This is a genomic window from Roseibium sp. JB4-4, assembly GCF_055693425.1.
On record NZ_CM146333.1, the window covers coordinates 5440053 to 5462867 of the forward strand.

At 56.0% G+C, this 22815-nt stretch carries 22 protein-coding genes; 14 read left to right on the forward strand and 8 right to left on the reverse strand.

The annotated features are described in order from the left end of the window. Positions 1 to 134 precede the first annotated feature (134 nt). The 5 genes from ACZ1HV_RS25615 to flgF all read right to left on the reverse strand — a co-directional run bounded on the left by ACZ1HV_RS25615 (position 135) and on the right by flgF (position 4522). Complete coding sequence (locus ACZ1HV_RS25615) at positions 135 to 941, reverse strand: lytic murein transglycosylase (protein ID WP_298959812.1); 807 nt, start codon at positions 939 to 941, stop codon at positions 135 to 137. Between the two features lie 288 nt (positions 942 to 1229). Continuing rightward, on the reverse strand, positions 1230 to 1979 hold the full coding sequence (gene flgH, locus ACZ1HV_RS25620) for a flagellar basal body L-ring protein FlgH (RefSeq protein WP_298819466.1): 750 nt from the start codon (positions 1977 to 1979) through the stop codon (positions 1230 to 1232). After that, the gene (flgA, locus tag ACZ1HV_RS25625) at positions 1979 to 2962 is read right to left on the reverse strand and encodes a flagellar basal body P-ring formation chaperone FlgA (RefSeq protein WP_472716716.1); all 984 of its coding nucleotides are present in this window, start codon (positions 2960 to 2962) and stop codon (positions 1979 to 1981) included. The genes flgH and flgA overlap by 1 nt, the downstream gene beginning before the upstream one ends. A 14-nt stretch (positions 2963 to 2976) precedes the next feature. Continuing rightward, positions 2977 to 3759: a flagellar basal-body rod protein FlgG gene (gene flgG, locus ACZ1HV_RS25630; RefSeq protein WP_298819470.1), complete on the reverse strand. Its 783-nt coding sequence runs from the start codon at positions 3757 to 3759 to the stop codon at positions 2977 to 2979. A gap of 22 nt (positions 3760 to 3781) precedes the next feature. Further along, the gene (gene flgF / locus ACZ1HV_RS25635) at positions 3782 to 4522 is read right to left on the reverse strand and encodes a flagellar basal-body rod protein FlgF (RefSeq protein ID WP_298819472.1); all 741 of its coding nucleotides are present in this window, start codon (positions 4520 to 4522) and stop codon (positions 3782 to 3784) included. 284 nt (positions 4523 to 4806) lie between these two features. Here flgF and ACZ1HV_RS25640 point away from each other — a divergent pair, with 284 nt between their 5' ends. From ACZ1HV_RS25640 to ACZ1HV_RS25665, 6 genes are all read left to right on the forward strand, one after another. Beyond that, positions 4807 to 5316 carry a flagellar basal body-associated FliL family protein gene (locus ACZ1HV_RS25640; RefSeq protein WP_472716717.1) on the forward strand — a complete coding sequence of 170 codons (510 nt, stop codon included), beginning with the start codon at positions 4807 to 4809 and terminating at the stop codon, positions 5314 to 5316. Positions 5317 to 5366: 50 nt separating this feature from the next. After that, the gene (gene fliM, locus ACZ1HV_RS25645) at positions 5367 to 6563 is read left to right on the forward strand and encodes a flagellar motor switch protein FliM (RefSeq protein ID WP_298819515.1); all 1197 of its coding nucleotides are present in this window, start codon (positions 5367 to 5369) and stop codon (positions 6561 to 6563) included. Next, a complete protein-coding gene (locus ACZ1HV_RS25650; protein ID WP_298819476.1) occupies positions 6560 to 7132 on the forward strand; it encodes a DUF6468 domain-containing protein in 573 nt (190 codons plus the stop codon). Before fliM ends, ACZ1HV_RS25650 begins: the two co-directional genes overlap by 4 nt. Further along, on the forward strand, positions 7129 to 7842 hold the full coding sequence (locus tag ACZ1HV_RS25655; RefSeq protein ID WP_298819478.1) for a MotE family protein: 714 nt from the start codon (positions 7129 to 7131) through the stop codon (positions 7840 to 7842). Before ACZ1HV_RS25650 ends, ACZ1HV_RS25655 begins: the two co-directional genes overlap by 4 nt. A 94-nt stretch (positions 7843 to 7936) precedes the next feature. Further along, a complete protein-coding gene (locus ACZ1HV_RS25660; RefSeq protein WP_472716718.1) occupies positions 7937 to 10279 on the forward strand; it encodes a hypothetical protein in 2343 nt (780 codons plus the stop codon). Continuing rightward, entirely contained in the window at positions 10276 to 12222 is a 1947-nt protein-coding gene (locus tag ACZ1HV_RS25665; RefSeq protein ID WP_472716719.1) for a tetratricopeptide repeat protein, read from the forward strand. The genes ACZ1HV_RS25660 and ACZ1HV_RS25665 overlap by 4 nt, the downstream gene beginning before the upstream one ends. A gap of 109 nt (positions 12223 to 12331) precedes the next feature. Here ACZ1HV_RS25665 and ACZ1HV_RS25670 read toward each other — a convergent pair whose 3' ends face one another. The 3 genes from ACZ1HV_RS25670 to ACZ1HV_RS25680 all read right to left on the reverse strand — a co-directional run bounded on the left by ACZ1HV_RS25670 (position 12332) and on the right by ACZ1HV_RS25680 (position 15857). After that, complete coding sequence (locus ACZ1HV_RS25670) at positions 12332 to 13402, reverse strand: DUF2336 domain-containing protein (protein WP_298959823.1); 1071 nt, start codon at positions 13400 to 13402, stop codon at positions 12332 to 12334. A gap of 140 nt (positions 13403 to 13542) precedes the next feature. Next, on the reverse strand, positions 13543 to 14235 hold the full coding sequence (fliP, locus tag ACZ1HV_RS25675; RefSeq protein ID WP_298819517.1) for a flagellar type III secretion system pore protein FliP: 693 nt from the start codon (positions 14233 to 14235) through the stop codon (positions 13543 to 13545). 74 nt (positions 14236 to 14309) lie between these two features. Beyond that, entirely contained in the window at positions 14310 to 15857 is a 1548-nt protein-coding gene (locus ACZ1HV_RS25680; protein WP_472716720.1) for a flagellar biosynthetic protein FliO, read from the reverse strand. Positions 15858 to 16280: 423 nt separating this feature from the next. On the opposite strand from ACZ1HV_RS25680, the gene flgB reads away from it, so the two are divergent. From flgB to ACZ1HV_RS25720, 8 genes are all read left to right on the forward strand, one after another. Further along, on the forward strand, positions 16281 to 16685 hold the full coding sequence (flgB, locus tag ACZ1HV_RS25685; RefSeq protein ID WP_298819488.1) for a flagellar basal body rod protein FlgB: 405 nt from the start codon (positions 16281 to 16283) through the stop codon (positions 16683 to 16685). Positions 16686 to 16702: 17 nt separating this feature from the next. After that, positions 16703 to 17113, forward strand: a complete 411-nt coding sequence (gene flgC / locus ACZ1HV_RS25690) for a flagellar basal body rod protein FlgC (RefSeq protein ID WP_298819490.1) — start codon at positions 16703 to 16705, stop codon at positions 17111 to 17113. Positions 17114 to 17150: 37 nt separating this feature from the next. Beyond that, positions 17151 to 17468, forward strand: coding sequence for a flagellar hook-basal body complex protein FliE (gene fliE, locus ACZ1HV_RS25695; RefSeq protein WP_298819493.1), 318 nt, complete (start codon positions 17151 to 17153; stop codon positions 17466 to 17468). Positions 17469 to 17492: 24 nt separating this feature from the next. Then, on the forward strand, positions 17493 to 17759 hold the full coding sequence (fliQ, locus tag ACZ1HV_RS25700) for a flagellar biosynthesis protein FliQ (RefSeq protein ID WP_298819495.1): 267 nt from the start codon (positions 17493 to 17495) through the stop codon (positions 17757 to 17759). A 13-nt stretch (positions 17760 to 17772) separates the two neighbouring features. Further along, positions 17773 to 18546 (forward strand): flagellar biosynthetic protein FliR, encoded by a 774-nt coding sequence (gene fliR / locus ACZ1HV_RS25705; protein ID WP_298819497.1) that lies wholly within the window; start codon positions 17773 to 17775, stop codon positions 18544 to 18546. 9 nt (positions 18547 to 18555) lie between these two features. After that, positions 18556 to 19635, forward strand: coding sequence for a flagellar biosynthesis protein FlhB (flhB, locus tag ACZ1HV_RS25710; RefSeq protein WP_298819499.1), 1080 nt, complete (start codon positions 18556 to 18558; stop codon positions 19633 to 19635). Between the two features lie 150 nt (positions 19636 to 19785). Next, positions 19786 to 22338, forward strand: coding sequence for a cell cycle histidine kinase CckA (cckA, locus tag ACZ1HV_RS25715; protein WP_298819501.1), 2553 nt, complete (start codon positions 19786 to 19788; stop codon positions 22336 to 22338). Positions 22339 to 22445: 107 nt separating this feature from the next. Beyond that, the gene (locus tag ACZ1HV_RS25720; protein ID WP_298819503.1) at positions 22446 to 22784 is read left to right on the forward strand and encodes a cupin domain-containing protein; all 339 of its coding nucleotides are present in this window, start codon (positions 22446 to 22448) and stop codon (positions 22782 to 22784) included. Positions 22785 to 22815: the final 31 nt, after the last annotated feature.

Below are 22815 nucleotides of genomic sequence, written 5' to 3' on the forward strand. Positions count from 1 at the left end.
CGGGGTAATTCTCCCTTGCAAGGAACAAATGACCCAGCTTCTGTCCGCCCCGGTTTTGCGCTGCCGGAGTTACAACTTTATGACGGCAAAACTGCGACTGTCACTCGCGAATTGGCCGGATGCAAATGATCAGGTCAACTGCCGATCTTTTCCGCCATAACCGAGATCGTCTGAACGTAGACGCTGGCTTTGTTCCACTTCTTCAGAACCCGGTAGTTCGCGGTTCCCGGTCCCCACGGTTGCCCGCGGCGCCAGCCGTGTTTTTGAAGGTAATTGGCTGTGGAAGCCAGTACATCGGGTATTGAGCGAACGAGGTCCCGCTTGCCATTTCGGTCCCAGTCGACCGCATATTTCATGTATGAAGAGGCGAGAAACTGTGTCTGACCGATTTCGCCGGCCCAGGCGCCTTTCATTTCGGCGGGCGTCATGTCGCGGCGTTGGACAATCATCAAAGCGTTGACAAGCTCATTCGTGAAGAACTTGGAACGCCTGCAATCGTAAGCAAGAGTTGCCAGGGAACGCAGGACCGACATGTTTCCGGAGAAGCTGCCATAGTTGGTTTCCAGTCCCCAGATCGCCAGGATCACTGGTGCCGGGACGCCGTATTTGCGCTCAATACCTTTGAAGATTCGGGCATAGGTTTTGCCCAGTTTCTGCCCGCGTTTGATCATCGCATTGTTGACCCGCTTGGCATAAAACTGCTGGAAGCTCAGCTTGAACGACTTCTGATTCCGGTCTAACCGGACGACCTTCTTGTTGTAGGTGAGGCCTTGAAGCGCCTTCTTCACAACGCGCTCTTTCAGGCCATAGCTTGAAGAGTTTGCGATAAAGGACTGTTTCCAGGCTTCGTAGCCGCCCGGCCCATTGCCACAGGTGGCGCTCAAGGCTGGTGTGACGCTCATGAAAAAGACTGCAAAGAGAGAGAGTAGAGCAATGCGCATGGGGACCCCGTCGAGCCGATAATTTTATGGTCTTAGTGTAGCTGAAATTGGCTTCACGTCATCCCGACAATCGGGCGAAAGCGATCACATCATTTTTGTTTCCGGCAGAATGCGCGGGCTGTCAAACTTTGTCAGGCAGTTAGGGCCTAAATCGCCACTGAGCGGGAAAGACGAGAACGGGCATGGCGCTCAGGGAGCGAGACGCCATGCCCGTCATCAGCCGTTATCTGCAACGCTTCTAGAACACGTCACCGACAAACGGCCGGGGGACTGAAGAAGCGATCAGCTCTAGAACGGCAACAAAATGTCCAGGACCTGGTTGCCGACGCGCGGCTGTTGAACCGTCGTGATCTGGCCGCGTCCACCATAGCCAATGCGGGCTTCTGCAATTTGTTCGCTGGCAATGCGGTTGTTTGCGGTGATGTCTTCCGGTCTGACAATACCGGCCACGATCAACTCACGAACCTCAAAGTTGACCCTGACTTCCTGTCGGCCTTCGATTACCAGATTGCCGTTCGGCAGAACCTGGGTCACGACAGCTGCGATTGTTGTCTCAAGAGTTTCTTCTCTGTCGACGCTGCCTTGACCCTGGAAGTTGGAGTTGCTGTTGACGTTCGCGAGATCGCTTGCAGCAGTACTCGCGGGCATAAAGATTGTGTCGATTGCCGTGCCAAGGGCGCCTCCAACACCGGCGCCACTGGCTTCTGTGCGGCTGCGCTGAGTCTCGTTGTCGATCTGGGCCTCGTCGTCGATGGTGACAACGACTGTAAGAATGTCGCCGACCTGGTTCGCACGCTGGTCCTTGAAGAACGCCCGGCTGCCGGATTGCCACAAGGAATTTGGATTGTAGTGGGCTTGCTGCGGCTCAGGCATCGGCATTTGCACGGGCCGATAGCCGGGTTGTGTTGTCGGGTCCTGAATGGCGTTCAGCGAAGGTTGCTTGCCAACTTCGGCAAGCTGATCTGCTGTGCTGCAACCTGCGGCAAGGGCGGCGAGAGCAATGCCCGCCAGCATTTTTTTATTTGAAGTGCTCAACATCAATTGGTCTCGCTGTTCAGGCTTGCAATGATGGGATTGGCAGCATGCACGCGTACGTGGCCGCGTGACGTGATGGTTGCTGGGATAATTCGCCGTGATTGCAGGTTCATCACATCGATCACGTCGCCTTTGGCACCTTCATCGATGGCCTTGGCCCTAGACGTCAGCTTCATGCCCGACATTTCGAACGTCACGGTGACTTTCTCGCCTCTGTCCACGAGGATCGGACGCTGAAAGTTTCTCCGGGCCAGGGGCACGTTGGCGCGCAGGTTAACACGTGCCGCCATCCCGATGATGCTGCCTGCATCAATCAGTGCGCCCGTCGGCACTTTCGTGCGTGCCATGCGAATTGTGACCAGGTCCTCTTCCCTGAGAATATCTTCCCGCTGCAACGGCTGGGCAAGGGCGGCCACATGGACCATCTCGGTTGCGGTACCTAGAAGGATCAAAGGTTCGGTGCCGTGTTCCACGGCCACAGTTGCGCGAAGCTTGAAGTGACCGGTGCTCTGCGACCAGTCGAAGCCGTCAACGCGAACCGGATCCTGCACTTTCGGGTCAGCAAGGATACGATCCGGCGCCTGGGTCAGTTTGATCTCCAGGTTTTTCGGATCGACACCGGCGCTCCGCGCTGCAAGAGCAGAGCGAACGAGGCCGGACAGCTGGTCTCGGTTCAATGTGGTTGCGCCTCTATGCACGGCGACGGTGCGCAAGCCATCGGTTCCTGCTTGATCCAGACCGGCGGCACGGGCGCGATCAGCGACCTGCTGAGCCGGTACGTTGCCTGATGTTCCCATATCGGGAGACCGGAACAGCGGTTTGGATGCCAAACGACCTGCATTTGAATAGAAATCGCCAACTGTCACGATCTCCGACAATGTCATGACTTGCGAGCGCAACACCGGACGGTCGTCCGCAATGGATGCAGAGCCGGTAATCGCCACCAGTAGAAAGCTGCCGATGGCCTGTTTCAGATATTTCATCATATCAGCCATCCCACTTAACGGAGGTTCGTGGTGGTGGAGTACATTTCGTCAGCGGCCTGGATGATCTGCGAATTCATCTCATAAGCGCGCTGGGCGGAGATCAGATCGGCAATTTCTGTAACGGCGTCGACATTGGCCATCTCAAGAAAATATTGCTGAACGCTGCCGAAACCCTGATCGCCAGGATTTCCGTTCACTGCGGCGCCACTGGCGTCTGTTTCAAGGAACAGGTTGTCACCGATGGCTTCCAGACCGGCCTTGTTGACGAACCGCGCCAACTGAAGCTGACCAAGCTGAACCGTGTTGCCGCCCTGGTCGACACCTTGCACGACGCCTGTGTTGGAAATCGTGATGTCCTGAGTGTTTTCCGGAATTGTGATGCCGGGATTGATCGTATAGCCATCGACGGTAACCAGCTGCCCGTTTGCGTCCCGCTCAAATGAGCCGTCGCGCGAGAAGGCGGTCGTACCGTCCGGAAGATCGATCTGGAAGAAGCCTTCTCCGCGGATGGCGACGTCCAGTTCCTTGCTGGTCTGTTCGAGGGAACCCTGGGACATGATACGCGCAGTTGAGGCCAGTTTCACGCCGGACCCGATCTGAATGCCGGTCGGAACGATTGTGCCTGCTTCTGAAGTCTCCGTCCCCATGCGGCGAAGATTTTGGTAGAGAAGGTCCTGAAAGTCGGCCCGTTGTTTCTTGAAGCCGGTCGTGCGCATGTTGGCGACGTTGTTCGAGATGACCTCGACGTTCAGTTCCTGGGCTTTCATGCCCGTTGCTGCAATATGGAGTGCTTTCATTGTTCTGCTTCCCTAAAGCGCGTCAGGCCTGAAATCTGCCGAGTGTGGAAATGGCTTGCTGTCGCAACTCATCGAGGTCTTTGACAACTTTTGAAGTCGCGTTGTAGGCGCGGGTAACTTCGACTAGGCGGGTCACCTCGGTAACGCCGTAGACATTGGAGCTCTCGAAAGCGCCCTGAACCATGCGTGGCGCTAGAACAGGTTCCGGATCTTCACCCTTGAAAAGAGTGTCGCCGATTTTTTCCAGTTCACGCACATCTTCGAAATCAACGACGCGGATCTTGCCGCGGATGCCGAGTTCAGTTGCGATTGTTCCGTCTTTGGTGATCTGTACGCCGCCATCTTCGACGGAGAAGGTGATCGGACCGCCTTCGGTCATGACGGGCTCGCCGCCAGCAGTCACCAGTTGCCCTGTGTCGTCGAGATGGAATGTGCCGCTGCGCGTGTAGGCCTCTGTGCCATCAGGCATCTGCACGACGAAAAAGCCGTCGCTGTTCAAGGCAAGGTCAAAGTCGTTTCCAGTCGTCTTGATCGAGCCAGGTGTGAAATCGGTCCGTGTCGTGAACATATCGACGTAGGATATTGTCTGGTCCGCAGGCTCAAAGGCAGACCCTTCTGCGATCGGCATCAAGTATTCAGTGAAATGCAAGTTCTGCGACTTGAAGCCCGATGTGTTCAGGTTCGCCATGTTGTTGGCGATCACATCAAGATGATTCCGCAGGATCGATTGCCTTGATAAGGCGACTAATTGAGCGTTCTCCATTGTGAACGTATCCCTTCATGCTCCCCGATGAGCCGGCCAAATCTCCCCAGATCTGCGGGCTCGTTAAGGTTAATGCATGAGGCGTGCCAGTTTTTAAATCCTTGGGAAATCTGGGTAAAAGCTGAACGAGGCGGATGCGTGCGGCAAGAGATTCCGGCAGAAATTAACCGCTTGGCAATTTTTGCCCGGTGACTCGCGTTAATGGATTGGTAACCTTTCGTTAACCATTAACTCTTTAGTAATAATTAGACGCGCGCGTGACGCCCGCTGGAGCGGAGTTCCGGATGACTGATGAAAACGCCGCAGCCGAAGACGAAGGCGAGAACGGAGCTGAATCCGCCGGTGGCGGCAAGAAGAAGCTGTTTCTGTTCGGCGGAATAGGTCTGGTCGTTCTTTTGGCTGCGGGTGGTGCTGGATACTACTTCCTGATGGGAAGCAGCGCGCCGATGGTCATGTCAGGCGATCCGGAAGCGCCACAGGTCGTGCAAAAGCCGGTTGTCTTCTACGACCTTCCGGAAATGACAGTGAATCTGGCGACGGACGGGCGAACGACCTACCTGAAGGTCCGGATCGCTTTGGAAGTCGAGAATCGGGCAATGATCGATCAGATCCAGCCGTATCTGCCACGCATTCTGGATGCGTTTCAGATCTATCTGCGAGAGCTGCGCCCAGCGGACCTGGAAGGGTCTGCCGGTTTGTTTCGTCTGAAGGAAGAATTGCTCAGGCGGATCAATTTGTCGGTTTATCCGGCGAAGGTGGAAGGGGTGCTGTTCAAGGAAATCCTTGTTCAGTGACAAATTGAATGGCTGATGTCGACGACGAAGACGATCTGTCCGAAGAGGACATGGCCGATGCCTGGGGTGCTGCCTTGGCGGAGCAGGGTGCAGGTGGTGATGATGATGAAGATCTCGCCGCAGCCTGGGGCGCCGCTCTAGAAGAGCAGGGTGCCGGCAGTTCCGATGACATGGCGGCCCAATGGGCCGCGATGATCGACGACAGCGAGCCTGATCTGGAAAACGCGACGCGCGGCGCCGACCGCGTGTTGAACCAGGAAGAAATCGACAACCTTCTCGGATTTAATATCGAGGACACGATTGCCGGCGACCAGAGCGGCATACGTGCGCTGATCAATTCGGCAATGGTCTCCTATGAGCGTCTGCCGATGCTGGAAATCGTGTTTGACCGCCTTGTGCGGCTGACCACGACCTCCCTGCGCAATTTCACCTCCGACAACGTGGAAGTTTCTCTCGATTCTATCAGTTCTGTCCGTTTTGGGGACTATCTCAATTCCATTCCGCTGCCTGCGATCCTTGGCGTATTCAAGGCTGAGGAATGGGACGGGTTCGGGCTGATTACCGTTGAATCGAGTCTGATTTACTCGATCATTGACGTCCTCCTTGGCGGCGGGCGCGGGACGTCGGCAGTGCGTGTCGAAGGGCGGCCTTATACCACAATCGAAACCGGCCTCGTCCAGCAGATGGTGGCACTGATCCTTCAGGACGCCGAGCAGGCTTTTGCTCCGCTGTCCCCGGTCCATTTCAATCTGGAGCGGCTTGAGACCAATCCGAGATTTGCGGCCATTTCCCGACCGGCCAATGCAGCGATCCTCGTGGAACTGCGCATCGATATGGAAGATCGCGGCGGTTCCGTCGAGATCATGATGCCGTATGCAACTCTGGAGCCGATCCGCGACCTGCTGCTCCAGATGTTCATGGGCGAAAAGTTTGGCCGAGACCCGATCTGGGAAGGTCACCTTGCAACGGAAATCCATGCGGCAGAGGTCAACATCGATGCTGTTCTACATGAAACCTACCTCCCACTTGGCCGGGTGTTGAGCCTGGATGTCGGGCAAACGCTCGTTTTTGATGTCGAGCCGTCGGACTCTGTCACCATCAAATGCGGCAATATTCCCTTGACTGAAGGGACGCTTGGAAAAGTGGAGGACGCGATTGCAATCCGCGTCGCAAAGAATTTGCGCAAGCCGAAAATGACCCTGGCTGCTTTCGAGCGTGCCATGCAAAACGAAATGGACCAACAATGAGCACATTGCCACTCGGAATGATCATCGAAGGGCTGGTCGCGATACTTTTGCTGATCACGATCGGGTATTGCTGGATGCTGAACCGCAGACTGCAGCGGCTGCGGGCCGATGAAGAAGTGCTTAGGGCAACCATTTCCGAGCTCATGACGGCGACGGAAATAGCGGAACGGGCAATTCTTGGCCTGAAGACAACGGCGGCCGATGCAGACAAGAACCTTGGTAGCCGCCTGAAACAAGCTGAAACGATGTCCAGCGCCCTCGTTTCACAGATCGGTGAAGGAGAAAAGATCTTCACCAGGATCACCCAGATTGCCGAAGCTGCCCGCGCTGCAAGTCCTGGTCAGGCTATGGGGGGACGAGGCGAAGCCTATCCGGTTCGCACGCCAGGCGAACAAACGCAATATGGTGCGCCGGCACCAGGCTATCCTGATCCCTATCAGGCACCAATGGCACCGGCGGCCGAGCCGGAACGCCCCAGAAGCAGCCGAACATCCGACATCAGAAGCGCCGCGGCGGAAGCGACAGCGCGCCTTGAACAATTCCGCAAACGCAACGGTGCTGCTGCATGAACCTGAGATTGCTTCCATTGCTGGGGATCTCTGCAAGTGCGTTGCTCGCGCTCAAGCTTCTCGGGCTTGTCGCGGGACCTGAAAGCACAAGTCTTCCGATCAATGCTGCGGTTGCTCAGGAGACCGGAGGTGCCGAAGCTGAAAATGCCGGCGCCGATGGACCGGCGCTACCAGCGCCGCCGGGAGGGGGAGATCTACCTGACCAGCCTGTCTTGCCGGACAGTTTGGAAATCGGTGGTTCAGCAGCCGAACGGGCAGTTCTGGAAAGCCTGGGCAAGCGACGCGAGAATTTGCAGGAGCAGGAAGGCCAGCTTGATCTTCGCGAAAAACTTCTGCAGGCAACCGAAGAACGCATCCAGAATCGTCTTGATGAGCTCAAGAAGCTCGAGCAACGCATCGAAAAGACCGTCGGCAAGAAGAAGCAAAAGGAAAAGGATGAGATTGCCGACCTTGTGACCATGTATGAAAACATGAAGCCCAAGGATGCGGCGCGCATATTTAACCGGCTTAGCCTGCCCATTCTCATGAAGGTCGTTCAACAGATGAAGCCGCGGAAGATGGCGGCGATCCTGGCGAAGATGTCCCCGGAAGCTGCTGAAAAGCTGACTGTGGCGATCGCCAGCAATTCGACGAAAATGCCTGAGCCTGAGCAACAGATGCAGGCAAAGGCTCCACCGAGCGATACGCTTCCGAAAATACCGTCAAATTGAGCAGAAATGAGCGGATTTAAAAGGATCGCGTAAGAGCACGTTAAGGACAGCTCATTAACAATAGCGTGTTGGCGTCGTTTTAGGACAGGGCAACTTGCGGGTACCGTTCTTGATATTGCAGAAGAATGACGGATCTGTCGGCGTCGGCAGTGCGGGTGCTTTGGTGCGTCTTCTTCACGCCGTGCTCTTTTGCTTTCTGCTGCTTGCCGTCGCGCTCAGCGCGACAGCCGAGGCCCAAACGCTCGAGCCGGTGGAGCTCGATTCCATTCAGGAAGAGCGCTACGGCCGGATCGTTCTGACTTTCAAGGACCGCACGCTGTTGCCGATCTACGATGCGGTGATAACGGGTGGCGTCCTCAGAATTTCATTTGAAGAGCCAATCGACATCAAAGTGGACGATGTGCCGCTTGATCTTGGCAACTACGTCACGATTGCCCGCCGGGACCCTGATGGCAGCGCGATCCGTTTTGCGCTCAAGAATCAATACCAGATCAACACTCTTGAAGCGGGCGAGAAGCTTTTTGTCGACATTCTGCCAATGGACTGGCAGGGGTTGCCTCCCGGGCTTCCAGACGATGTGGTTCGAGAACTTGCCAAGCGTGCCGAGGCCGCAATGCGCAAGGTGCGCGCGCTTGAACAAGCCCGGCTGAAAGCCCAGGAAGGACCGGAAGTTACCCTGCACGTGGGGGAACATCCGACATTCACGCGCCTGGTCTTTGACTGGTCAATCAAGTTCGACACCGCTTTCGTGCGGGAAAACGACATCATCAAGCTGACCTTCAATCATCCGGCTCAACTCGACATTGCCCACTTGCGTGCTCATCTGCCGCAAGGTGTCATCGATGCGACCTCTTTTCTGGACAAGGGCAAACTCAAGTTTCTGATGCGCGTCGAGCCGTCGGTCGATATTCGTGCTTTCCGCGAGGAACAGACCTACGTGATCGACGTCACGCCTGAGAACATGCAGGTGAATGATCCGGCCAATGCACTGATCAACAAAGAGCTGTCGGTTGAAGACAATCAAAACCGCAAGAACATGATCAGCGCGCCCGGTCTGCGCGATACACGCGAAGTAGACGATCCACGGGGTCTGCCTCCAGCGCAAACGTCAAGCGCCAGTGGCGGGGTTTTGAAGGAATCGACGGCGGACGATTCACCAGCCTATACCGTTATGCCAATCGATCGCAGTAATAGCGGAGCGGCGGCGCCAGAGGCGGCGGCCCCACAGGCACAACAGTCTGATCAGGCCACGGTAGTATCACCGGAGGTGCTGTCTGGCGAAGAAACCGCCGTTGGTTCAAGCCTGCAGATCGCCATGGTGCCTCGCACGAAACCAAGCTTCGAGGAACCGTCACCGCCGCAATTGGCGGCGGAGGCGGGTCCGCCGGCAGGTGTCCGAACGGCTGAAACACAGATTGATCTCCTTCCACAAGTTGCCACAACGACCGCTCCGGCGGTCGAAACGCTTCCTGCGCCCGAAGTAGTAGCATCTGGCTTGCTTTCGACCGGAGATGCGCAAAGTGAAGATGACAACCTGATCACTGCGACTATTTCGGTTGCTGGAGAGACTGACAGCGCGCCCGCACCCATGGTGCTGGCACAGGCGGAGACTGTCCCTCAGACGCAAGAGGAAACACCGGCTGCAGGCGACGTTGTCCGCAAAGCGCCAATGTTGGACCTTTCCAAGCAAAAGCCCGGTCAGACGCAAGCTGCACCCGTAAGCAATGGCATTCCGACTTTGCAGCCGGTCGAGGCCGCCGTGCCGGACAGTCAGCCTGATGTGCCGGCTCCAAATGAAGCAGTTGAAGTGCGGGAGCAGCGCACATTTGGAGGCGGCGAGGTGCCTGCGGGCATACAGCTGCCTTCACGGCCGGACAACGCGCCAGAGGTCTGGCGCGCCGAAGGTGGCCGCGACGCCAATGAAATGCCTTCGCCTGAAACGCCGCCCGCAAGTTTTGCGGCAGAGGCGCGCAAGATCGTGTCTGCCGAAGCGCGCCGGATCGGCAACACGGTTAGGGTTGTCTTTCCGTTTTCCGAACCAGTTTCCAGCGCGGTCTTTCGGCGTAACGACAGTATCTGGTTGGTGTTCGATACCGATGCCACCATCGATACACGCGGCATGGCCGCGGCGCTTGCCGAGACTGTGGACACCATCGCAGTCAAACACTTCGAAGACTATCAGATCCTCCGCCTTGACATGAACGACCCCGTTCTTGCGACCGTTGGCGCGGACGGCAACGCATGGTCTTTGGTTATCGGGGACATGATCCTGGAGCCTTCCCGGCCGCTGAAACTGGAGCGGACTGTGCGTGGTGATGGTGGTTCAGTGCTGCGCGTGCTCTATCAGGATCCCCAAAACATTCGTCAGGTGGTTGACCCGTTCGTAGGCGACAAGATTTCACTTGTCACCGGCTTCGGCCCCCCCGGGGTCTGTTGAAACAACAGAGCTTTGTCGAACTTGATGCATTGAGTTCTGCTCAGGGCATCGCCATCGTCGGAAAATCCGACGAGCTGAAAATGAAAATTCTCGGTGACGATGTGATGATTGAGAAGGAAGGTGGTCTTTCTCTTTCCAGTCGGCATTTGCGCGGCGGCACCGGCGCTTTCAATTCCATCATTGCACCGGATGATAGCAACAATGTTGAGTTCGTTTCCTTAAGCACGGAAGGGCCGGGCGCTTACCGGTCAAGGTTGTTGGAGCTGCAGGCCAAGCTTGCGAGGTCTCCGGAAGGAAAACGCCGTAAACCGCTTATGGCATTGTCGCGTTTCTACCTGGCGCACCAGTTTGCACAAGAAGCGCTCGGGTTGATGAAGCTGGCATTGGAAGAAGAGCCTGCTCTTGCCGAAGACAGCTCTTTCAATCTGATGATGGGCGCTGCCCAGACGATGGCTGATCGCCCTCAAGAAGCCTATATGCACCTGAACCGGCCGGATCTGAAAAACAGCCCGGATGCTGCGGTCTGGCAGACTATTGTTGATGTCAAACTTGGCAAATGGACGCCGGCACGGATCGCAATGCCGCGCGGTCGTGCGGTTGTTGGCAATTATCCCCCGGCGATACAGACCGAATTCAAGCTCGCGGCTGCGCAGGCGATGGTCGAGGTCAATGATTTCGGCCTTGCCAACGGTATTCTGGCGGAGATCGAACCGAGTGAAGTCACTCAGGCACAAGCCGCGCGCTATGACATCTTGCGCGGCCGGGTCGCTGATGCTTCGGGCCGGTCCCAGGAAGCGCTCACAGTGTTTGATCTTGTCACTCGCTCTGATGACCGCCCCCGGTCAGCAGAGGCTGAATACCGGGCTCTGAGGATCCGGTACCGCGACGGCGAAATAGACAACAATGAAACGATCGATCGGCTTGCCAGCCTCGCCACTTCCTGGCGTGGTGATGAAATCGAACTCAAAACGCTTCGTTTCCTTTCACAGCTTTATGCGGAACGGGGACAATATCGGGAAGCCTTTGAGGCAATGAAATCGGCTGTTCAGGCAGAGCCCGACTCCGACACAACACGCCTGCTGCAAGAGGAAATGAACGGCCTTTTCAATTCGCTTTTCCTTGACGGGAAAGCAGATGAAATGCAGCCCGTTAAAGCACTGGCTCTTTACTACGACTTCCGCGAAATGACACCGATCGGGCGTCAAGGCGACGAGATGGTACGCCTGTTGGCCAAAAGGCTTGTCGAAGTGGATTTGCTTAATCAGGCAACGGAACTCCTGCGCCATCAGGTTGATAACCGCCTGAAGGGAGCGGCACGTGCGCAAATTGCGGCAGACCTCGCGGCGATCTACCTGATGGACCGGAAAGCCGACGAAGCGCTTCGGGTCTTGAACAGGACCCGGCAGGCAAGTCTTCCGTCAACGTTGGAGCGGCAACGCAACATTGTCGAGGCGAGGGCGCTCACCGAAAACGGCCGCCCCGATCTTGCATTGGAATTGGTCCGCAACATGCGCGGGTCCGATGTCGACCGGTTGCGCGCTGATACATTCTGGGCAGCAGAAAGCTGGAGAGATGCGGGCGAACAGCTGGAGGCGATGCACGGTTCACGCTGGTCGGACAATATTCCGCTGGACGAACTTGAACGCCGCGACATCCTGCGCGCCGGTATTGCCTACTCACTTGCCGGCGACCAGTTGAGTCTGGAGCGCCTGCAGACGAAATACATGAAGAAGATGGCAGACAGCCAGGAAGCAATGGCATTTGAGGTCGTGACCCGTCCGGTCGAGACGCAAGGTGTGGAGTTCCTGGAAGTGGCCAATGCTCTGGCAGATGTCGATTCTCTTGAAACCTTCCTCAAAGAGTATCGCCGCCAGTACATGTCGCCGGACAGCAACAGGGGACAGGCCGCTGCTGGTCCTGAGGCCGAAGAAGCTGCTGGCTGATAAACGCATGGTCTTGCGATCACCAATCTAACCAGACAGAGCCGGGCCAGATGGTCAGTGCACACCGTGGGGCGCACGTCTCAGGTTCTCTCAGGATCTGAAAGGATTTTTAGTTGGCAGCGCGTTGCAATTGCGGTGCGACATGTGTCTGGCGCGGACTTTTGAGTTCCGCCTTATATCGCATTACCAGTTCAGGAATAGATCGGCTGCTGCGGTCCAACCAGCCACATCTTGCTTTCAGGAAATCACGATAGGTTTTGTCGTCGATACCTGTCTGCAGCATCAGCCTCAGGATCGCGCCGTCCGCGTCCGACTTCAGAGTGTCTGCCACGACATCATCGGCCAGATTGATCTTGCGGCTGATCAGCCAGATTGCAGCATCCATGCGGTCCTGCTCGAACAAGGTTCGCAGGATTGCGTCAAAGGACAGTTCGCCGTTGGCAATCTGGATGCTGGCTTCATGCCTGGAATATTGCAGTCCATCCAGTTCGATGTCGCCTTCGCGTTCCGGATCGTCGATCCTGGACGCCAGTCGTTTCAGTTCGCCTGACTCCAGCGCCTTTTTGAGAGGCGCTGGGATGAGTGGGCAGTTGGTCTCCAGAATATGCATCTGGGTTTCCAGAAAATCTTCGTCCTTGATCGCGCGCTTTGCGATACCTGCAAGGACTTCCGCCTCCGTGTTGGCGAAAATGAGCAGTGCCAGCGTTCCCCGTACGGAGAAGGGCGCATCCAGATTTTCAAGCAGTGCATTGACCACGTTGCGGCTGCTGCGCGCAATCAGCGTGTCGGTGATTTCTTCGCTGAGGTCCTGACGGCGTGCAACGGAAAGTCGTTTGTTGTTTCCGCCCGATTTCGCGATTTGCATCAACTCTCCCTGACTGATCATGGGCGAGCATTCAATGACGGGCTCAGACAGTTCGTAGTCTTCTTTTGCCAATCGATCCGCAAGATCTGGAATGATGCGATCCGTCTTGGCAAGCCGAACGACAAGTTCGTAGCGTGCTGAGCGATCCAGCTGTTCAAAAACGGACAGAACGATCCGGGAAAACAGCTCACGCTCCGTTTCCGAGGGGTCGTGATCCTCGGAGCGGGCATATTCGCCAACGAGCGTTCTTATGAGCTTTGATCTTGCTTCCGGCTCTCGTATCCGGGCAAGTTGCTCAAGTTGTTCCTGTATCACCAAAATTCCAATTGACTATACGGGCGGAACAGCCCGAAGATTTGGAATAATAGTTACATTACTATGTTAATTTTCTTCTACTTTTAACGTTTGCCGTCTGCGACTGGATTTATGAAAACCAGGCACTCTAAAAAAAGACGCTATCCGGCTCCGAAACTCTTCACCAGAGAGCCTGCCACCAGGTTCCAGCCGTCAACCAGAACAAAGAAAATCAGCTTGAAGGGCAGCGAGATAACGACCGGAGGCAACATCATCATGCCCATTGACATGAGTACTGAGGCGATAACGAGATCGATGATGAGAAACGGAAGATAGAGCAGGAAGCCGATCTCAAATGCCCTGCGCAACTCCGAGATCATGAAGGCCGGAATGAGCGTCGCCATCGCGAGATCCTCCGGGCTTTCAGGAGCATCCCGACCTGAGAGTTCCTGAAACAGGGCAAGGTCCTTTTCACGGACCTGCGAAAGCATGAAATCCCGGAAGGGTTCCGACGCACGCTCATAGGCCTGGTCAAACTCGATGTCACCATCGATCATGGGCTGAACGCCGGCATCGTAGGCGGCCTGCAATGTCGGCATCATGATGAACGCTGACAGGAAGATCGCCAGGCTGACCATCACCATGTTGGGAGGCGCTGTCTGCAGGCCAATTGCCGACCGCAGCAGCGACAGAACAACGACAATTCGGGTAAAGCTCGTGACCATCACCAGAATGGACGGTGCAAGCGACAGAATGGTCAGCAATATGACCAGCTGAACGGCGCGCTCTGTCAGTGTCGCATCTTCGCCGAACCCGACAGAAATCTCCTGTGCAGCTGCGGGAAATGCGAGCATCGCCAAAAGCACGGCGGTCAACGTCGTGACCAAAGACCACCGGTTCCACCGCATCGTGCGACTGAGTCCTGCCATCAATTCGGCTGTCCGCCCAATTCGTCGAGAATCTTGGCCATCTCGTCTTCGATCGGATTTTTGTCGCCAAGTCCTTGCGTGGGTTTTGGTGCCGGTCTTACAGGTGCGACGGCAGGGCCGCTCGCCGGCTCTTTCGGTTCCTTGATCGCCCGTAGCGTGTCCAAGCCCTGAGACTGTTCCTGAGGCTGTTCGTCACTCTTTGCCTCGACGACCGGTTCAATCAGGTCATCCATCTCGAGTTTGATGTCGTGCGACTGTGCCGCTTCGCCCGTCGTCTCACCAGGTGTCGGGTCTGTCGAATTCTCTGCAGTCGTTGCTTCCGCAGTTACCGCCGGAGGTTCATCGGTTTTCTGTGCGGGCTCTTGATCCTTGTTTTGGACCGCATCCGATGACATCTCGACGGCTTGTTCCGTGTTGTTTTCGACAAGATCGGCAAGGAGCGCTGCTTCGGTGACCTGGCTGCCTTCCTCTGCCGCCAAGGAAACTTCCGGCGTATCTTCTGAACTTTGTGTGTGTGCAGTGACAGATGGAGCTTTGCTTCCCGGTTCCTCAAACTTGACCGCGATTTCGGGCATCACCGATGCTTCGGTTGTCACATCGGTTCTGACTTGCGGTTCGACCGGCTTGACCAACGCCGTCTTCGCACGTGCAGCCGGACCAGATGCTGGCGGTGTAATTGACTGTGTGCCGTAGGACGGCCGGTCTTTTGGCGAAAACGGGCGCGCCAGTGTCTTGAAGGTCGTCGGGGCCTTCTCGGCTGCAGGCGCGGATTGTTTCGGGACTTCAAGCTTGACTTCAGGAGCCTGGGTGGGAGCTGCCGGTGTCTCTGGTTCTCCAGCCAACGTCTCGTCTACAGGTGGCTTTGACCGAGAAAAGCCGTTTTGCGTTGCTGCCTTGAGCAGATCAGCCGCGTGGTTCTTTTCTGAAGCGGGTTCCGGACGGGGTGCTGAGGGGCGTCGCTGGGTCGAAAGGGATGGCGCCGGCGATGCGGCCATCGGTTTGCTTTCTAAGGGGGCCGCCGGAGCCTTGCTTTCATTGACGCTGGCCGACTTTGAAACCTGCGATGAGACAGCCGGCGTTGGAAGAGGCGTTCTCGCCTGAGGCGGTGCTGCAGGAACCGGGTCCGTGTCGGGCATCAGTTCGTCGGGCCTTGCCGGTATATCGGGCCCAGGCGCGCTTGGGCCTTTGACCTGCCCGTTTCCACCGTGGGCGGGATAACCGGCTGACCTGCCGCTCGGCAGGGGGCTGTTGCGGACGATATTTTGTTCAACAACAACATCGCTGGGGCCGCCGACCAACAACAGGTGTTCGATATTGTCTCTTCGGATAAGGATCAGGCGACGACGCGCGTCCACGCTTGCACTGTCCATGACGGCGATCCTGGGTTGCCGGTTCCGGTTTTGCGGGGCTCGCGCACCCATCAGTCGTTTCAAGATGAAAATGAAGAGACTGAACAGCAGCAAAACGACTGCGAGAGCCAAAACGACGGCAATTGCCTGGGTGACGCCTCCGCTCACGTTAAAAGTCGACTCAATCCAATTGTACATTTGACCCTCGTGCCGCCCCGCCAGCGGGATGATTGCGATTTCCGGATATTTGGTGTTGCTGTCTCAATTGAGGAAAATCGGTCCTTATCCCCAGTAATTAGGCTTCCGGCATTCGGACTTGGCTGTCGCATCAAGTCGCTTGGTTTTCTGACGTTTCCAGTGACCTGCCATTCACGCCCGCCGCCTGCAATTCTTCGTATCCGGTTGCTGATCCCTCGCGAGATCTCTCTAGGACTCAAAGTTAACAGAACCAGGCAATTTTTGCCCGTTGGGGGCGTCTCGGATTTCGCGAAATGCAAAGGAAATTGAGCTCTTCCACTGGTTTTTGAAGGGTTTCAGGCTGTTGGGGTAGTGGTCTGTTAACTTTTCATTAACCAATTGAAAGGCAATCATTGCCTACTAGGTTAACGAATGGTGAATGCCATGACTATGACGGATCTGCCGCTGTTTCAGGCGCTCAAATCAAAGATGCGATGGCACCAGACCCGTCAGGGGGTCCTGGCGGAAAACATCGCGAATGCAGACACACCTGGCTTTGGTGCCGGCGACGTCAAACCCTTTTCGTTTTCGGATCACATCGGCCGGGAGACCTTCGGTCTGGCAACGTCAACGACAAAGGTCGGGCATATTTCAACAAGCATATCCGGGGTTGCGTCTGCCAAGATCGTGAAAGACGAAGGATTTGAAGTCACTCCGAGCGGTAACAACGTCAATCTGGAAGAGCAAATGATGAAGCTCACGGAAAACCAGATGGACTATCAGGCGGCCACAACGCTTTACACAAAGAGCCTTGGTCTGATCCGTACCGCATTGTCGAAAAGCGTTTGAACTAGAGGACCGTTGAGATGGACCTGATCAAATCCCTGTTCGTTTCCGCAAGCGGGCTGAAAGCCCAAAGCGGGCGCATGCGGATCATTTCGGAAAATATTGCCAACGCGAATTCGACTGCGCGAACGCCGGACGAAGAGCCTTACCGGCGCAAGGTTCCAACTTTCAAAAGCCAGTTTGACAAGGAACTGGGGGCAAAAACCGTCGAACTTGGCAAGGTGGAGGAGGATACGTCCGACTTCAAATCGACCTTTATGCCTGGGCACCCGGCAGCCGACCAGAATGGTTATGTGCTTCAGCCGAACGTAAACACGTTGATCGAGACGACCGATATGCGCGAAGCACAGCGGTCCTATGAGGCCAACCTCAACGTGATCGACACCACTCGCAAGATGCTGCAACGGACCATCGATATTCTGAAAGCCTAACGGTTTCAGGGGCTGACAAGGGGAAGGAACCCATCAAATGTCTACCGCGTCAATTGCCAACAATGCTTATCAAATGGCTGCGAAGCTGCAGCAGCAGGCACGCGCAGTGGAGGACACGGCACCTCAGCAGACGAACATGGTCGATTTCGGCCAGATGGTGAAAGAGGCGGTGGAAACCGTCGTCGACAAGGGGCAAGCGGCCGACAGTCAGGCGCTCAACATGATTGAAGGCAAGGCGGATGTCGTCGATGTGGTGACGGCAGTTGCTGAAACCGAAATTGCCCTGGAATCAATGGTTGCCGTTCGCGACCGCGTCATTTCAGCTTACGAAGAAATCATGAGGATGCCGATCTGACCGAATTTTCTCAAAGGATGCGCCATGACCGGAGGTGAAGTTCTCGACATCGCCCGGGAAGGTGTGTGGACTATGATCCTTGTGGCGGCTCCGGCCATGGTTGTCGGGCTGCTTGTCGGTGTGGTGATCGCGCTTTTCCAGGCTCTTACGCAGATCCAGGAAATGACTTTGGTTTTCGTGCCAAAAATTCTTGCGATTTTTGTAACGATCCTCGTCACCTTGCCCTTCATGAGCCAGTTGCTTCAAGCCTTCATGAGCCGCGTCACCGAGATGATCCTGAATACCGGCTAGGACACCAGGGTCTATGACGATACAGCTTGATTTCCTACCCGATATGGCCGCCGCATTCATGCTTATGTTTGCGCGGCTCGGAACGATGGTCATGCTGCTTCCAGCACTTGGTGAAACGACAATACCGACCCGCTTTCGTCTGACGATCGCACTGGCGCTCACCTTGGTTCTTTATCCGATAGGGGCACCGCTTTATCCGGCCAACCTGACGGCGAATGCCCCGCAATTGCTGACGCTTCTTGGAGGCGAACTTGCAATCGGGTTCGGCATCGGGCTTTGTGCCAAATTGATTACGTCAGCTCTTCAGACCGCAGGTGTGATCATCGCCAACCAGTCAGGTCTGGCCTTTGCTCTAGGGTCCGATCTTGCCAATGACGGGCAACAAGGTGCGCTTTACGGAAACTTCATGTCACTTCTCGGCATAACCATGGTTTTCGTTACAGACACCCACTATCTGGTGATTGCGGCCCTGCATGACAGTTTTTCCGTGTTTCCACCGGGAACCGCGCCGCCCGTCGGTGATTTTGCAGCAAATGCCACGGAAACCGTCGCGCATGTTTTTTCCATTGCCGCGCGCATGAGTGCGCCGTTTCTGGTTGTGGGTCTGGTGTTCTATTTCGGCCTCGGGCTTTTGAACAAGCTGATGCCGCAGATGCAGATCTTCTTTATCGCCATGCCCGTGAATATCGCGATTGGCATGTTTCTTCTCATGGCGCTGATTGCGACGCTGATGATGTTCTATCTGGAACACTTTCAGGAATCGCTCGGCAAGTTCATCGTGGGGTAGTGCCTTCAGATGGCTGACAATACCGACGACTCGGAGAAGACTGAGGACCCCACGCAAAAGCGCTTAAGGGATGCGCATCAAAAGGGGGACGTACCGAAATCGCAAGAAGTAAGCACCTGGTTCACGCTGGCCGGGGCGACGCTGATGATTGCGATTTTTGCACCGGGAACTGCAGTTTCGCTTGGGGAATTGCTCAAGGGTTATATCGAACACGCTCATCAGATCCCTATGGATGGGTATGCGCTGAAGGTCCTGTGGCGGGACACCGGACAATCGGTTGCCTTGATTGTCGGTTTGCCGTTGATTGCACTCGTTCTGATGGCTGTCGCCGGAAATCTGGTGCAGCACCAGCCCCTTTTCACGGTTGAGACCATCAAGCCGAAATTGTCGAAGATCTCGCCGGCCTCCGGGTTTAAACGTCTGTTTTCGCTGGATAGTCTTGTGAACTTCGCCAAGGGCATGGCGAAGATCTGCCTTGTCGGGGCGATCATGGTGGTGGTGTTATGGCCGCATCGGGACGAAGCTGACATCATCATATTTGCTGAAACATCCATCATTTTGCCAGAGGTGAGGGTGTTGGTCCTGCAGCTGCTGGCTGCGATCCTTGCCTTGATGACGGTCGTCGCGGCCGCCGATTTCGCCTACCAGAAGAACAAATGGTTCAACAAACAGAAGATGTCGCTGCGCGAGGTCAAGGAAGAGTTCAAGCAGACCGAAGGTGATCCGCAGGTCAAAGGCAAGATCCGCCAGTTGCGCATGGAACGTTCGCGCAAACGCATGATGGCTGCGGTTCCACAGGCCACTGTTGTGGTTACCAACCCGACCCACTTTGCCGTGGCGCTCAAATATGAAGATGGCATGGGTGCGCCGCTTTGCCTGGCCAAAGGAACCGATGCAGTTGCGCTAAAAATGCGGGAAATTGCAAAGGAGAACGAGGTTCCGGTTGTTGAGAACCCGCCACTGGCCCGGGCGCTTTACGCAACCGTCGACATCGATCATGAAGTGCCTGAGGAGCACTACAAGGCGGTGGCGGAAGTCATTGGCTTCGTCTTCCGCATGCGCAAACGTGCGTCTTGGCGCGCAAATTAAGCCTTCGTTTCACGATCATCTGTCAAAGAGTGCGCAAACAGGTGAATTTCAACAGGTACAGGCTTCATATCAGTTGAAATTAGCTAGTAAGCACAGAATGCTTAAGAGCGGCCCTTTTTAGAAACGAATCGGGCCTGGGAGACACGATGCATGAGTGACATGGACGGAGCGCCAAGCGGGCCGATGATCAGCCGGCCCGAGCGATCCGGGAATATCGGCCTGCTGATAGGGTTGGCCCTTTTGCTCGTCGGAGCGGCAGCAGCCTTTGCGGTCATGGACCGTGAAGTGGCGCAGCCGTTCATTCTCGCGCTGCTTGGTATTCTTGCCGTTGTCGGTGTCTTCTGCCTCTTTGCTGGCGCTATCGGCTTTCTGCGCCTGTCTGCGCGGCCAGGGGAATCCAATCCACTTGCTTCTGCCTTTGTCGATACGCTTGAAGACGGAGCTTTGATCACGGATGTCGAGGGCCGGCTTGTCTATGCCAACAAATCCTATGCGGATCTGACAGGTGCTGAAACGTCTGCCGATATCAAGGTCGTGGAGCGGGTGTTCTCATCTGATCCGGATGCTGCTGATGCGATATTCCGTCTGTCGCAAGCCATGCGTGATGAGCGCAAGGCCCAAGAAGAGATCCGCATGCCGTTTCCTCTCGGCCGTGCAGAGGGGACAGCCCGTTGGTACAGGGTTTCAATCCGTCCGTTGCAGGTTTCCAAGGATCGCGGCGGTGGCAAACCGATGGCAGTCTGGCAGATTGCCGACATTACGCGAGACAGGGCGGAGCAGGAAAATTCCTTCCAGGAACTTCAGCGGGTTATCAATTTTCTGGACCATGCGCCGGCTGGGTTCTTTTCCTGCGATGCAAACGGTCGCATCGTCTACCTGAACGCGACACTGGCTGACTGGCTTGGTTATGATCTTGCCCAGTTCGATGCAGGTGATCTGGATCTTTCAAGCATCGTTCGCGGAGATGGTACCGAACTGATCCGGTCCATCAAGGGGCAGGCGGGTGAGGTCAAGAGCGAGACCTTTGACCTTGACTTCGTTGCTCGAAATGGACGCGGTCTACCGGTTCGCCTGTTGCACCGGGTCCCGTTTGGCGAGAACGGACAGCCTGGGGACAGCCGCACTTTGGTGCTCAACCGTTCGCGCGGAGAGGAAGTTTCCGAAGCTCTGCGGGCAGCGGAGGTCCGGTTTGCAAGGTTCTTCAACAACACCCCAATGGCGATTGCCTCGCTCGACAAGGAAGGCCGTGTGCTGCGCACCAACGCCCCCTTCCTGAAGCTGTTCGGTGCCGTCGATACCGGGGACGAAGCTCCCAAGCTGGAAGCCTATGTCGCCGACAGTGGCCGGGAAGACCTTTCCAAAGCCCTGACCGCTGCAGCTCATGGCATCGGTGAAATCGCGCCGGTCGACATTGCACTTGTCGAAGGCAACGATCCTCGCTCGGCAACCTTCTATGTTTCTGCTGTCCAGGAAGGTGAGGGAGACGGCGAGGCTGCGATTATCTATGCGCTAGAGACGACGCAGCAACGTGCGTTGGAGGCTCAGTTTGCACAGAGCCAGAAGATGCAGGCGATTGGCCAGCTGGCTGGAGGCGTCGCCCACGACTTCAACAATGTTCTGACCGCTATTATCGGCTTCTCCGATCTTCTTCTGGCCAGCCACAGGCCAACCGATCCGTCCTTCCAGGACATCATGAACATCAAACAGAATGCCAACAGAGCTGCCGGCCTGGTTCGTCAGCTTCTGGCCTTCTCGCGACGCCAGACATTGCGACCTCAGCAGCTTGAACTCAATGACGTTCTGGCGGATCTGTCGATCCTGCTCGATCGCCTGCTTGGTGAGAAAGTTGAGCTGAAGGTGATCCATGGCCGAGACCTGTGGCCGGTTATGGCTGACCTGAACCAGCTGGAACAGGTGATTGTCAATCTGGCCGTGAACGCCGGCGACGCCATGGCTGACGGTGGCCGCCTGACCATCCGCACCCGCAACGTGGAAGAGGCGGAAAGCACTCAGTTCGAAAACACCCGTGGTATGCCACCTGGTGAATATACGCTGGTTGAAGTGGACGACACCGGCCACGGCATGCCGCCCGACGTGATGGAAAAAATCTTCGATCCCTTCTTCTCCACCAAGGAAGTCGGCAAGGGAACGGGGCTTGGGCTGTCCACCGTATATGGTATCGTCAAGCAGACCGGCGGCTTCATTTTCTGTACGTCTGAAGTGGATGAAGGCACCACATTCCGGCTGTTTCTTCCACGCCATATTCCTCAGTTTGTTGAAGAGAAAAAGCCGGAGCCGAAGGAAAGCGCACCGGAAAAGGTCGCAGATCTCACCGGGTCCGCGTCCATTCTTCTGGTTGAAGACGAGGAAGCTGTCCGCGCATTCGGCGCACGTGCGCTGGCGTCACGCGGGTATACTGTCTACGAAGCCGGATCCGGCAATGAAGCGCTTGAGGTCATGGAAGAGACAGACGGTGAGATCGATCTCGTGGTTTCCGATGTCGTGATGCCGGAGATGGACGGGCCAACGCTCCTTGTGGAACTGCGCAAGACCCGCCCGGATCTGAAGATCATTTTTGTCTCCGGCTACGCCGAAGATGCGTTTGAAGAAAACCTTCCACCAGGTGAAAAGTTCTTCTTCCTGCCGAAGCCGTTCACACTCAAGCAGCTTGCCACCACCGTAAAGGACGTCCTGAACGGTTAGCGGACGTCTCCCAATGATCCATGTCACAATGCGAGAGGGCTTGCCCCGCTGAGACGCGGAATGCAAACTTCGGTTTCAGCAAAACAGACTTGGGAGCGGTCAGCGCTATGGAACTACCTGAATTCATAAAGAAATTTCCGGCGTTGGATATTCCGTTTCCCGATGACGTGGTTACGTCTCATGCCATTCGCTCGGATGCCGGGCTGGTGGTCTTCTTTGATTTCGTGAAAGATATGGTGCTGCCGCCGCATTCTCATCTTGCACAGTGGGGAACGGTGCTCAGCGGAGAGATCGAATTTACAATAGCCGGCGAAACCAGGACGCTTGGTCCGGGTGCGATTTACGACATCCCGAGCGGTGCAGAACATGGCGCAGTGATCAAGGCGGGGACCAAGGTCATCGACGTGTTTGAAGAACCGGACAGGTATCCCGTCAGGACGAGATAGATCAAATCACGCAAATTGGCGCGTGGACATC

Excerpts from the sequence above, each read along its gene's own strand:
- ACZ1HV_RS25615 (WP_298959812.1), bottom strand. The coding sequence starts at position 941 with ATGCGCATTGCTCTACTCTCTCTCTTTGCAGTCTTTTTCATGAGCGTC.
- flgH (WP_298819466.1), bottom strand. The coding sequence starts at position 1,979 with ATGTTGAGCACTTCAAATAAAAAAATGCTGGCGGGCATTGCTCTCGCC.
- flgA (WP_472716716.1), bottom strand. The coding sequence starts at position 2,962 with ATGATGAAATATCTGAAACAGGCCATCGGCAGCTTTCTACTGGTGGCG.
- flgG (WP_298819470.1), bottom strand. The coding sequence starts at position 3,759 with ATGAAAGCACTCCATATTGCAGCAACGGGCATGAAAGCCCAGGAACTG.
- flgF (WP_298819472.1), bottom strand. The coding sequence starts at position 4,522 with ATGGAGAACGCTCAATTAGTCGCCTTATCAAGGCAATCGATCCTGCGG.
- ACZ1HV_RS25640 (WP_472716717.1), top strand. The coding sequence starts at position 4,807 with ATGACTGATGAAAACGCCGCAGCCGAAGACGAAGGCGAGAACGGAGCT.
- fliM (WP_298819515.1), top strand. The coding sequence starts at position 5,367 with ATGGCCGATGCCTGGGGTGCTGCCTTGGCGGAGCAGGGTGCAGGTGGT.
- ACZ1HV_RS25650 (WP_298819476.1), top strand. The coding sequence starts at position 6,560 with ATGAGCACATTGCCACTCGGAATGATCATCGAAGGGCTGGTCGCGATA.
- ACZ1HV_RS25655 (WP_298819478.1), top strand. The coding sequence starts at position 7,129 with ATGAACCTGAGATTGCTTCCATTGCTGGGGATCTCTGCAAGTGCGTTG.
- fliP (WP_298819517.1), bottom strand. The coding sequence starts at position 14,235 with ATGCTCGCATTTCCCGCAGCTGCACAGGAGATTTCTGTCGGGTTCGGC.
- ACZ1HV_RS25680 (WP_472716720.1), bottom strand. The coding sequence starts at position 15,857 with ATGTACAATTGGATTGAGTCGACTTTTAACGTGAGCGGAGGCGTCACC.
- flgB (WP_298819488.1), top strand. The coding sequence starts at position 16,281 with ATGACTATGACGGATCTGCCGCTGTTTCAGGCGCTCAAATCAAAGATG.
- flgC (WP_298819490.1), top strand. The coding sequence starts at position 16,703 with ATGGACCTGATCAAATCCCTGTTCGTTTCCGCAAGCGGGCTGAAAGCC.
- fliE (WP_298819493.1), top strand. The coding sequence starts at position 17,151 with ATGTCTACCGCGTCAATTGCCAACAATGCTTATCAAATGGCTGCGAAG.
- fliQ (WP_298819495.1), top strand. The coding sequence starts at position 17,493 with ATGACCGGAGGTGAAGTTCTCGACATCGCCCGGGAAGGTGTGTGGACT.
- fliR (WP_298819497.1), top strand. The coding sequence starts at position 17,773 with ATGACGATACAGCTTGATTTCCTACCCGATATGGCCGCCGCATTCATG.
- flhB (WP_298819499.1), top strand. The coding sequence starts at position 18,556 with ATGGCTGACAATACCGACGACTCGGAGAAGACTGAGGACCCCACGCAA.
- cckA (WP_298819501.1), top strand. The coding sequence starts at position 19,786 with ATGAGTGACATGGACGGAGCGCCAAGCGGGCCGATGATCAGCCGGCCC.
- ACZ1HV_RS25720 (WP_298819503.1), top strand. The coding sequence starts at position 22,446 with ATGGAACTACCTGAATTCATAAAGAAATTTCCGGCGTTGGATATTCCG.